This window comes from Streptacidiphilus sp. PAMC 29251, assembly GCF_054208735.2.
On the sequence record NZ_CM135725.2, the window covers coordinates 9,004,931 to 9,014,242 of the forward strand.

At 70.4% G+C, this 9,312-nt stretch carries 17 protein-coding genes; 1 reads left to right on the plus strand and 16 read right to left on the minus strand.

What is annotated here, in order from left to right; all coding sequences use genetic code 11:
- Window position 1: 1 nt before the first annotated feature.
- The 13 genes from ACXKR8_RS42870 to ACXKR8_RS42930 all read right to left on the minus strand — a co-directional run bounded on the left by ACXKR8_RS42870 (window position 2) and on the right by ACXKR8_RS42930 (window position 6,769).
- Window positions 2-187 carry a hypothetical protein gene (locus ACXKR8_RS42870; protein WP_458269929.1) on the minus strand — a complete coding sequence of 62 codons (186 nt, stop codon included), beginning with the start codon at window positions 185-187 and terminating at the stop codon, window positions 2-4.
- The gene (locus ACXKR8_RS42875; protein WP_458269930.1) at window positions 187-384 is read right to left on the minus strand and encodes a hypothetical protein; all 198 of its coding nucleotides are present in this window, start codon (window positions 382-384) and stop codon (window positions 187-189) included. Before ACXKR8_RS42875 ends, ACXKR8_RS42870 begins: the two co-directional genes overlap by 1 nt.
- Window positions 381-851: a hypothetical protein gene (locus tag ACXKR8_RS42880; RefSeq protein WP_458269931.1), complete on the minus strand. Its 471-nt coding sequence runs from the start codon at window positions 849-851 to the stop codon at window positions 381-383. The genes ACXKR8_RS42875 and ACXKR8_RS42880 overlap by 4 nt, the downstream gene beginning before the upstream one ends.
- On the minus strand, window positions 844-2,403 hold the full coding sequence (locus tag ACXKR8_RS42885; RefSeq protein WP_458269932.1) for a DNA cytosine methyltransferase: 1,560 nt from the start codon (window positions 2,401-2,403) through the stop codon (window positions 844-846). Before ACXKR8_RS42885 ends, ACXKR8_RS42880 begins: the two co-directional genes overlap by 8 nt.
- Before the next feature lie 43 nt (window positions 2,404-2,446).
- Window positions 2,447-2,893 (minus strand): hypothetical protein, encoded by a 447-nt coding sequence (locus tag ACXKR8_RS42890; protein ID WP_458269933.1) that lies wholly within the window; start codon window positions 2,891-2,893, stop codon window positions 2,447-2,449.
- A 36-nt stretch (window positions 2,894-2,929) separates the two neighbouring features.
- Window positions 2,930-3,403 carry a hypothetical protein gene (locus ACXKR8_RS42895; RefSeq protein ID WP_458269934.1) on the minus strand — a complete coding sequence of 158 codons (474 nt, stop codon included), beginning with the start codon at window positions 3,401-3,403 and terminating at the stop codon, window positions 2,930-2,932.
- 59 nt (window positions 3,404-3,462) lie between these two features.
- A complete protein-coding gene (locus ACXKR8_RS42900) occupies window positions 3,463-3,636 on the minus strand; it encodes a DNA methyltransferase (RefSeq protein WP_462100072.1) in 174 nt (57 codons plus the stop codon).
- Entirely contained in the window at window positions 3,633-4,217 is a 585-nt protein-coding gene (locus ACXKR8_RS42905) for a hypothetical protein (RefSeq protein ID WP_462100073.1), read from the minus strand. Before ACXKR8_RS42905 ends, ACXKR8_RS42900 begins: the two co-directional genes overlap by 4 nt.
- An 88-nt stretch (window positions 4,218-4,305) precedes the next feature.
- Window positions 4,306-4,842 carry a hypothetical protein gene (locus ACXKR8_RS42910; protein WP_458269936.1) on the minus strand — a complete coding sequence of 179 codons (537 nt, stop codon included), beginning with the start codon at window positions 4,840-4,842 and terminating at the stop codon, window positions 4,306-4,308.
- A gap of 51 nt (window positions 4,843-4,893) precedes the next feature.
- On the minus strand, window positions 4,894-5,244 hold the full coding sequence (locus ACXKR8_RS42915) for a hypothetical protein (protein WP_458269937.1): 351 nt from the start codon (window positions 5,242-5,244) through the stop codon (window positions 4,894-4,896).
- Between the two features lie 51 nt (window positions 5,245-5,295).
- Window positions 5,296-6,063: a methyltransferase gene (locus ACXKR8_RS42920; RefSeq protein WP_458269938.1), complete on the minus strand. Its 768-nt coding sequence runs from the start codon at window positions 6,061-6,063 to the stop codon at window positions 5,296-5,298.
- A 40-nt stretch (window positions 6,064-6,103) separates the two neighbouring features.
- A complete protein-coding gene (locus ACXKR8_RS42925) occupies window positions 6,104-6,397 on the minus strand; it encodes a hypothetical protein (protein WP_458269939.1) in 294 nt (97 codons plus the stop codon).
- Window positions 6,398-6,412: 15 nt separating this feature from the next.
- A complete protein-coding gene (locus ACXKR8_RS42930; protein ID WP_458269940.1) occupies window positions 6,413-6,769 on the minus strand; it encodes a hypothetical protein in 357 nt (118 codons plus the stop codon).
- 183 nt (window positions 6,770-6,952) lie between these two features.
- On the opposite strand from ACXKR8_RS42930, the gene ACXKR8_RS42935 reads away from it, so the two are divergent.
- Window positions 6,953-7,222: a hypothetical protein gene (locus ACXKR8_RS42935; RefSeq protein WP_458269941.1), complete on the plus strand. Its 270-nt coding sequence runs from the start codon at window positions 6,953-6,955 to the stop codon at window positions 7,220-7,222.
- Window positions 7,223-7,284: 62 nt separating this feature from the next.
- On the opposite strand, the gene ACXKR8_RS42940 is transcribed toward ACXKR8_RS42935, so the two are convergent.
- The 3 genes from ACXKR8_RS42940 to ACXKR8_RS42950 all read right to left on the minus strand — a co-directional run bounded on the left by ACXKR8_RS42940 (window position 7,285) and on the right by ACXKR8_RS42950 (window position 9,305).
- On the minus strand, window positions 7,285-7,893 hold the full coding sequence (locus ACXKR8_RS42940; RefSeq protein WP_458269942.1) for a hypothetical protein: 609 nt from the start codon (window positions 7,891-7,893) through the stop codon (window positions 7,285-7,287).
- 136 nt (window positions 7,894-8,029) lie between these two features.
- Window positions 8,030-8,593: a LuxR C-terminal-related transcriptional regulator gene (locus ACXKR8_RS42945; RefSeq protein ID WP_458269943.1), complete on the minus strand. Its 564-nt coding sequence runs from the start codon at window positions 8,591-8,593 to the stop codon at window positions 8,030-8,032.
- Between the two features lie 85 nt (window positions 8,594-8,678).
- A complete protein-coding gene (locus ACXKR8_RS42950) occupies window positions 8,679-9,305 on the minus strand; it encodes a PDDEXK family nuclease (RefSeq protein WP_458269944.1) in 627 nt (208 codons plus the stop codon).
- Window positions 9,306-9,312: the final 7 nt, after the last annotated feature.

The window sequence follows — 9,312 nt, forward strand, 5'->3', positions numbered from 1 at the left end:
CTCAGCCCTCCTTCGTGGTCGGGTTGGTGCGCTGGGCGGCGACGATGTCCTTGACCTCGCAGACCGGCAGGCCGAACCGCATCGCGACCCGCAGGTGCGGGGTGTGCTGCTCGCCGCGCCGGTAGTCGTGCCGGGCCTTGGCGGCGCGCCACATCAGGTACATGCGGCGCTCACGGGTCTGCGGCATCAGGTCTCCTGGCTGGTCGGGGTGGTGGTCTCGTCGGCCATGTCCAGGCCGAGTACGGCGGCGGTGCGGCAGGGCCAGCGGACGGCGTGGACGATGCCGGGCTCGGCAGGGTGGCAGCGGGCGCAGACCCTCGCCAGGGCCCGGCCGTCGAGGAAGGAGATGATCGGCTGGTGGCCGAATTCCTCGCGCCCGGTCATCGGTGGGCCTTGGGCGCGGCGGCCGGGGCGGAGGCAATGGCTGCGGCCACGGCGATCCAGCCCTTGTGCCACGCCTGGTCGAGCAGGTACGGCGAGCCGGGGTCGCGCTGGAGCCACCCGCGGTGCCCGGTGACGGCGGCGAGCCACGGCACCCCGGTCGGGTGCTCGTCGCGCCAGTGCCCGGCGGAGCGGTCAGCGGCGTAGTGCGTGACGGCGGACACCGCGAGGGCTGCCGACGCGCGGCGCCAGCCCAGGCCCAGGCGCAGCCCCCGGTCCGCGGCATACAGCGCGAGGGCCTGGGTCGCGGTGTACGTCGCCACATGGGATGCGCAGGCACGGGCACCACGCGGGCCAGGGTCGCCCTTCGCGGTCGCCTCGGCATCCCGCTGGGTCCAATGGTCCCCGACCTCGTGAGCAGCCGTCAGAACCGCGTAAGAGGCGGCGAAACGAGTAGCGGTGTCAGGCATGACGGTGCTCCTTCAGGTGGTGGGGAGGGCGGAGGACAGGACGCCGGCGGCGGGCGGCCAGCGGCACTCCGGCGGCAACGGACACGACGTGCGCGGCCAACAGAGGCGGGACCGCGTTCCCCGCCTGCTCGAACTGCTTCGTGCGGGAGCCGCGCCATGGGTAGTCGGGCGGGAAGGACTGCAGGATCGCCGCCTCTTGGACGGTGATGCGGACGGTCTCGGGGCTGGCGAACTGCGACTCGCCGCCGGGGTTGCGGTCACGATGCCCGGGCGGGGCGATGCGGTTGGTCGCGCAGACCGTGGTCGCGGGGCGTTCCTGCGCCCAGCCCCAGCGGTGGGCCTCGCCGGTGAACGTCGGTGCCGGCTCGTCCACGGTGCGGTTCTCCCGCTCGCCGTGGTGCTCCTTGAAGTTGTCGGAGTCGCGGCGGTTCTTCAGCACCCAGGAGACGTCGTTCCCGCGGTGGCCGAAGAACAGGGTCCCGGCGGGCTCGTCCATCGACCGGACGCAGGCGTTGGCGTCGGTGTTGTTCCGCAGCACCCACTCGATGCGTGCGGCGTTGTTGCCGAACGTCATCATCGGCGCGGGTTCGTCGGCCTGGCGGACGGCGGCGCGGGGCTGGTTGCCGTTGCGCAGCGACCAGGAGCGGGTCTTCTCCGTCAGCGCCCAGGATGGCCCGTCGGCGGAGAACTCGTTCCCGCCGGGGGTCTGACGGTCGCCCCTGATGTTGACGACCTGCTCGCCGGCCCAGCCGAGGGCTTGGGCCATGGAGACCCAGCGCGGGAGTTCGGGGGCGAACAGGGAGTCCTGGCCGAGGTCGGCGAGGGCGTCCTCGCGCTTGGGGTCGTAGTGCGTCGGCTCCGGCGCGGCGATGGTGCGGACACGGGAGGTGATGAGGATGGCGCGGCGCCGGGTCTGGGGGACGCCGTAGTCGGCAGAGTTCAGGATCCCCGTCCATGCGGACCAGCCGAGGCGGCGCAGTTCCTCGACGTAGACCTCCCAGAGCGGAAGGACGGCGGGAACCTGCTCCAGCGCAACCCATTCCAGGATGCCGCCGGCGGCGAGGAGTTCGGCTATCCAGCGGGCGGGCTCCAGGACGAGGGCGGCGCAGGCGGCGTCCGTGCGGGCGGCGGCTTCCAGCTGCGCCGTGGTGCGCTGCTTCTCCGGTGCCTTCTTGGCGTTCGCGGCCTGCTGCTCGGCCAGTGCGACGGGGTAGATCGCGGCCCGGACCTCGCCTCGGCAGTCCTCGCCGCGGAAGAGTCGGCGGATGCCGTCGGCGAGGACGTCCAGGACGCGGCGCCCGGTGCCCTTGCCGGCGGAGGAGAACAGGGTGCACGGCGGTGACGCGATCAGGCCGCGGATCAGGTGGGCGAGGTGCCGGGTGGGGTAGGTGGCAACGTCGGTCCGGATGGTGAGGTGCCCTGCGGCCTGGCGGGTGAGGCAGGCGGCGTGGTCCCATTCCAGGCCGATGTCGGTGATGCCGAGGTAGCGGCGCAGTCCCTCGGACCAGCCACCCGGGCCGGCGAACAGGTCAATCACGTCAGTGCTGGTCACGGCGGTCCTTTCGGTTTGCGGTCGGGTCGGGGTCGGTCCGACCTCAGCCGGCGTGGCAGCCGGTCTGGTGCACGGGCACCGCACCGCACAGGCATCCGGGGGCGGTGACGTCGGTGCGGCCGAGGACGCGGCACACGGTGGCGGTGAACGCGGCCTTCAGCTCGGCCAGCAGCTCGGCCGTAGCCGTGCCGGTGAGTTGGTCGGTGGTGGCGACCTGCATGGCGACCTCGTACCCGGTGGTGGTGCTGCACCAGGCGTGGGCGGGGTGCGGGGTGAGGTCGGCGCTGACGAGGGCGTCGGCCCAGTGGGCGAGTTCGGGGTGATCACCGATGCGGGACCATTCGAGGCGGGCGGCGCGGGCCTGCTCCAGCTCGGCGCGCAGGCGGGCGACCTCGGCGAGGAGGTCGGTCGCGTCGCGCCAGCCCAGCCCGTCATCGCGATTGACGCGGGCCTGGATCACGGAGAGGTTCTGGTCGGTCAGGGGTTCCATCGGGGGCTCCAAGGAGGATCGGGGCGGGGTGGGCGGTCAGGTGGCCAGGAACGGCAGGTGGATCGTCTGCGGGTTGTCGTCGGCCCGTTGGAGCCAGAACCCGTCGCCGTCCTGGTCGTGGTGGCGGCCGTCGGGGTACCAGCCGGACAGGGCGGCCAGTCGTTCCCAGGTCCAGCGCTGGCCGCGTGAGCCCCAGCCGTCCTCGGGCCGGTTCATCAGCCACGGGCGGCCGTCGGCGGGGTGGATGCGGACCAGGACGCGGTCGGTGAGGGCTGCCATGGTCTCGGTGCGGGCGAAGACGGGGCAGCTGTCGCACGCGCCGTCGCGGATGCAGGACCCGTAGCCGCCGTACCCGGCGCGGCGGGTGTCCTGGGACTCCATGTAGTGGGAGTAGTCGGTGGGCCGAAGGGTGCATTCGTCGTCGGCGAGGGAGCCCAGCGAGAACCGGTTCCAGCCCTGGCCGTCGGGACCGCCCGGTCGGTGCGCGGGTACACGGAGACGGATGGGCATGGTCGGAGCCTTCCTTGGTGGTGGGTGTGTCGGCCAGGGCGGCGACAGCAGGACGAGGGTCAGGCGAAGAGCACGGACTGCTGCAGGCGTTTCGCGGCGGCTTCGATGTACGGCTCGTGCCGCTCGATCCCGACGGCGCGGCGACCGGTCTGGCGGGCGGCGTCCAACGTCGAGCCGGACCCGGCGAACAGGTCAAGCACCAGGCCGCCGGGCGGGCACGCGTAGGTGATCAAATCCAGAAGGACCGGCACCGGCTTCTCGGTTGGTGCACACCGCGCCGCACCGAAGGGCAACGCCGCACGGAGCGGGCCAAGCGGAGTCCGTCATCTTCGTAGCGGTGCGCACCAATTGCCCCGGTGTGCGGAACGCGGGCAGCGCTCGCGGACACCGATCGGTCTCTGCCGTCGAACTCGGCCGGGATGCGCGGCGGCTGGTGGTACAGGCCCTCCCAGGGCCCCTGGTACCAGTGGGTGGCCGTTTCGTGGACGCGGCGGAACCTGTCCTTCGCGAACCCGGAGCCGTTGTGCTTCTCCCAGATGTAGTCCTGGGAGAGCTTCCATCCGGCAGCGGTGAACTCGTCGCGCCGGTCGAGGAACATCCGCATGCTGCCGAAGCACCACATGCTGCGCGCCGTTGAGGCTGCGAGGGTGGGCCACCCGTCGGGCCACCGGTCCCACGCGAGGCTCGTTTCGGCGTAGGGCGGGTCGGTGACGACCAGGTCGGCGGTCAGGTTGAGCTGGGGCAGGATCTCCCGGCAGTCGCCGAGGTACAGGGTGACGTCGCCGTCGGTGAAGTACGGCTCGGGGACTGGCATGGGCTGGGCCTTCCTGGTGTTGGGGTGTCGGCGGGTTGGGTGATGCGGGAGGCGGGCGGGGCTGCCGGTATGGCAGCCCCGCCCGGCGTCAGCGGGACGTGATGCCAGCCCGAACGGCAGCGGCGACCTGCTCGCCGACCATCGCGCCGATCTGCTCGGTGACCGCATCGCGGGCGGCCTTCACCGCGTCGGCGATCTCCGCCTTGAACGCCCGGTCGACCTCGGCGCGGACGGCCTGCTGGAGCAGGGTGCCCTTCTCGTTGCGGTACCGGTCGGCGGGCTCGGTGAGCTGCTTGCGGGCCTCGTCGGCGATGATCTCTGCGAGGGTCGTCTCCGCGCCGACCTTGTCGCCATACCCGTTGGTCTTGGTGATCGGCCGGGCGAGGGCCTCGTCGATGCTGGGCCGGACGGCGTCGCGGATCTCCTCCTTGCGGACCTCCATGACCGTGTCGTTCAGTCGGGGCCAGCGGTCGTCCTTGGTGAGCTTCGCGAGGATCTGGCCGGCGATGACGTCGGCGATGGTCTGGCCGCCGATCTCGTAGCGGTCGCCGTCCTCGTCGGTGCCGAAGACCTGGTTGACGACGGTGTCGAGGGTGAGGCTGTCGACGCTGACGGTGATGTTCATGGGGTGGTGGGCCTTTCGGTGGTCGGGGTGGCTGGGCGGGAAGAGCACGGGTCAGGTGGAGGCGATGCGCTGGAGTTCGGCGATGACCGCGTCCCGGTCGGGGTTGGCCAGCACGTCGGGGCTGTCCAGGCCGAGGAGTTCCACGGCCAGCTCCTCCAGGTCGCGGTGGTCGTCGTCGTCGTGGAGCTGGTAGGCGTAGGGCTGGCCCATGTCGTCGCGGGTCAGGTACCAGCCCGACAGGTGGCAGGCCCAAGCGGCGAGGCCCAGCCGGACGTCGTTGCCGTCGATGTGGTCCTCGGGCCAGATGGCGTGCGAGGTCTGGATGGTGAACCACGCGTCGGTGGTGAAGGCGTCGGGGTCGGCGGTGATGCGGTCGAGGATCTGCTGGGCGAGAGCGGACACGGCGGGCCTCCGGGAGGTCGGTGGTAGGTGATCAGGGCAGCCGGGCGGGGATCAGGCGTCGAGCGCGGGCAGTACGGCGATCACGGTGTTCACGCCCGTCCCGGACACCTGGAACGAGCCCTCCGGCAGCGGCTCCAGCGCCCCGCCGGCCTGGTCGAGCAACGCCCGGAATCCCTCGGCGATGCGGCCGGATCGGAACGTGACGCTGTTCGACATCACCGCGACGAGCAGGCCGCCGGGCTTGAGGAAGCGGTGGGCGTGGGTGACGTGCGCGATGTCGGCCTGCTTCGCGAACGGAGGGTTCATCACCACCCGGTCGTAGCCCTCCGCGTCGAACAGCCCGCTGAGGCTCGGGTCGAGGGCGAGGAAGTCGCCCGCGATCAGGCGCCTGGCGTAGCCCGCTTCGTCAAGTGCCTGCACGTTGGCGGTCTGGAGTTCGACGCAGTCGACGTGGCAGCCGAGTGCGGCCACCGGTTCGGCGATGGCCCCGCGTCCGGCGGACGGTTCCAGGACGGTCATCCCGGTGTGCAGGTCGGCGAGGGTCAGCAGCCGGTGGACGACGCTGGGCGGTGTCGGGAAGTATCCGAGGTCTCGGGGGGTGGTGATCTCGCCGGTGGAGAGGATCGCGTCGAGGATGTCGGCGGCCGGGTTCGGGAACACGTGGGCGGCGGCTTTACGGTTCCACTTCCCACCGGCGGCTTCGAGGGTCTTGTTGGTGAGGGTGTAGAGCTTGCGGTCGAGCTGGCCGGTGAGGCGCAGTTCGTGGCCGGTGGTCTCGGCGTGGTCGAGGACGGTGAGGACATCGGTCGGGATACGCATGGCGGGGGTTCCTTCGGGAGGGCGGGGCGCGGGCGGAGGGTCAGTTGGTGGTGCGGATCTGCTTGCACGTCTCGCAGGTGACGTCCGCCAGGTGCTTGGCGAACCGGGTCTCAGCCCAGGCCTTGTCCATGCCAGCGGGTGCACCGCAGAGCGTCTGCGAGCCGTTCTCGCTGGCGCTGTACTTCACCCGGTAGAAGCTGTCTCCGCGTTTGCGGGCGATGCGCTTGCGGATGTGTATGGGTCCGGCCAGGGCGGCGGCGGACTGCTCCTCGTGCTGGCGCTTCTGCTCGGCGAGGAGTTCGGCGACGGCCTGTCGAGCCGCGTCCTCGGTCATGCCGGTGAAGTCGGTCTATGCGGCCTCCAGGACGCGGACTGCGAGGGCGTGGTAGCAGGGCCGGTGGTGGGCGGTGGTGGCCTTGATGCCGTCGGGGCAGGTGCACCGGTCGGCGGTCGTGAGGTGGATGCGGGTCCCGTCGGTGCTGACGGTGCGGTAGATGTCGGGGCGCTGCTCGTGGATGCCGCCGTCCTCGATGAGTTCGAGGGCGGCGTTGGCTTGGGCGGTGGTGAAGCCGGCGTGTGCGGCGATCCGGCGGATCTGGGTGGTGAGCGAGGTCAGGGCGGCGGTGAGGGTGGCGCGGGACGTCTGGGCGGCGGTGCGGATCGCGGCGGTCAGGCGGCGGGCGATCTTGCGGCTGGTGGCGTTCACGGTGACTCCCGAGCTATCCGGTTCGGCTGGCCGCCGTTCCGTGTAGCTACAACCTAGCGAACGTGTAGCTACACAGCAAGCGATTCCGTAAAAAATCATGTAGCTACACCCAAGATCTTCTTCGGCGATCCGTGTAGCGACACGCCATTGCCCGAATGTAGCTACGCGCCGTACCCTGCGAACATGACACCCGCCAAGCCCACCCACACGCCACCCAGGCAAGTCCGCATGCCTCACGACGAATGGTTTGCCCTGGAAGAGGCAGCTGCCGCCGAAGGCAAGACACGCACCGACGTGCTGCGCGACTTCGCCCGCTGGTACCTCCATCGACCAGGTGTCACGCGGCCCACGCGACCGGAACCCGGCGCTTGGTCTCGGCCCGGGTACATCCCGCCGGACGCACAGGCCAAGATCGCTGCCGCCTCGGAGGCCCTGCAGACCGCCGCCGAGTAGCCCCAGCCCCGCCCCGAGCCGACCGTCAGCGACGGCCGGCGCCTCCGCACGCCCCGGGCCGGTCACCGCTGCTCACCGCCGCTGCGCAAGACGCCAGTCCGACGCGCCGCAGACATGACCTGCGCCTTTCGCTCCCGAAGGCAGGCATCCGAGCAGGTCTTCAGCTGCGTCTTGCCCGGCCGAAAAGCGATCTCGCCACCGCAGGTGACGCACGGCTGGCGCTCCTTGCGCAACTGCTCCCCGCGAATGGCCCCAGCTCTAACGGCACCCTCGTGTCGCTGCTCCGTGGTGGGGTGCAGATTTTTGGCGGCGTTGTCACGCATCACCTTGCGGCCCGCATCCGATACGACGACCTTGCGACCCTTCTTCGGCCTTTCTCTCGGCTCCATTCCGCCGCGCTTCGCAAGGAGCGTGCGCTGGCCATCTCCGTATTCGGGCGAACAGATCGAGGCGTGCTTCACCAGCCCGGCAAGGCGACGGAGTTCGTGCCGGTCGATGCCGTGGCGGTTGCCTGTATGGAGCGCCAGGACCTTGTACGGGCCGCGCCCGCAGAACGGGCAGAGGCAGGCTGCGATGGCCTCGCGGATGGCTTCCTGGGTTGGTGCGACAACTTGGCCGTGCTGGCCTTCGGGGGAGCGTTCTTGCTTGGTCTTCGCGTCGATGCGGTCCACGGCGGCTCCGCGAGACCGACGGCGTTCGCTTCGCCCGCTCACTGTCCGACCTCCGGCAGTACCCGCATCTGCCAGGCGATGAGGACGGCGTTCGCCCGGTCGCGGGCACCGGCGACAAGGACCCGCAGCGGGGCCGTCACCGCCACGCCCCGGGCCGCTCAATCGCACCAGTACGCCGACCCCAAGCCACCAAGGCCGTACGCGAGCCGGTACCGGACGTGTCGTACCACCAAGCCAGCCGGTACTTCACCTGATCCAGCGACAAGGACAGGCGCGCAGCGATCTGAGAGTTGTTCAATCCCTCCGCAAGCAGCTGCAGAACCTGCGTACGACTGGCACTGAGATCCGAAGACACAGGAGCCCGCCTAACAGCCTGCGAGGCACGCGCAGCGCCTCCTGCCCGCAGACTCGGCCCAGCACCGCCCCGGGACCGCGCTGCGGCCGATACGTCGGCAATGGTGGCCGGGTCGAGGATCGCCAGCGCGAAGCCGGCCACGACCGCGCCGATACGCCTGTCTACGCCAAGAAGCCGGTACAGGCGCCGCAGCCGAACCTTTACCTCATGAGGCGTCCAGCCGCAGACCTTCGCGATCTGCGGGTTCTCCAGCCCGGCGGCGATCAGACGAAGGAGCTGCTGGTCACTGGTCGACAGGCGCGGCCCGGTGCGGAGCGGGTGCTGTCGGCGGGTGAGGGTGGGCATGGCGGCCTCCTGGGGTGCGGCGATTCTTGTGTGGCGGCGAATGTGTTCCGGCTGCGGGTGCCGTGGTGGCGGGGGCGGCAGCGGGTCAGCCGGACTGGCCGTGCTCGAAGCGGGCGGAGCGGGCGGCGCGGTATGCCTCGCGGATTGATGGATCATCGTCGGAGGAGAAGCGACCGCCGCTACTGCAGCCGCAGGGGATGCGATCTCCGTAGCCGCTGAACTCAATGCCGTAGTGCCTACCGGATGGACAGCAACACCAGGCGCGGTAGTTGTCCCAGCATCCGAGGACGGCGCCTGTGCGCTCGTCGATGCAGGGCGCTGTCCCTTGGAACTCGTCCATCCAGAAGTCGCCGGTGCCCTCGCATGAGACCTCGTAGGTGTCCGGGTCGGGGATGCTGCCGACTGCGAGGATCAGGTCCTTTTCGGACTGGCCGGTGAAGGCATGGAGCATGTCGTTGTAGTCGCTGTCTGGCGCGATGCCCTTCACCTCGAAGAAGACCTTCTGCGCGGGGAGCCAGAAGTCGGGCAGGTAGCGGGTGTTGGCGAGGGTCAGGCCGTTGTCCGTGACGTGCGTCGGGTAGGGGCCGACCTCGTAGCCCTGGGGCTCGTACTCCCATGGGATGCCCAGGGCGTTGAAGAACACGGCCCACCTGGCTTCGAGGCGGCTGCGGAAGTGGTGGCCGGCGTACCGGGTCTCAATTGCTTTGATCATGGTTGTC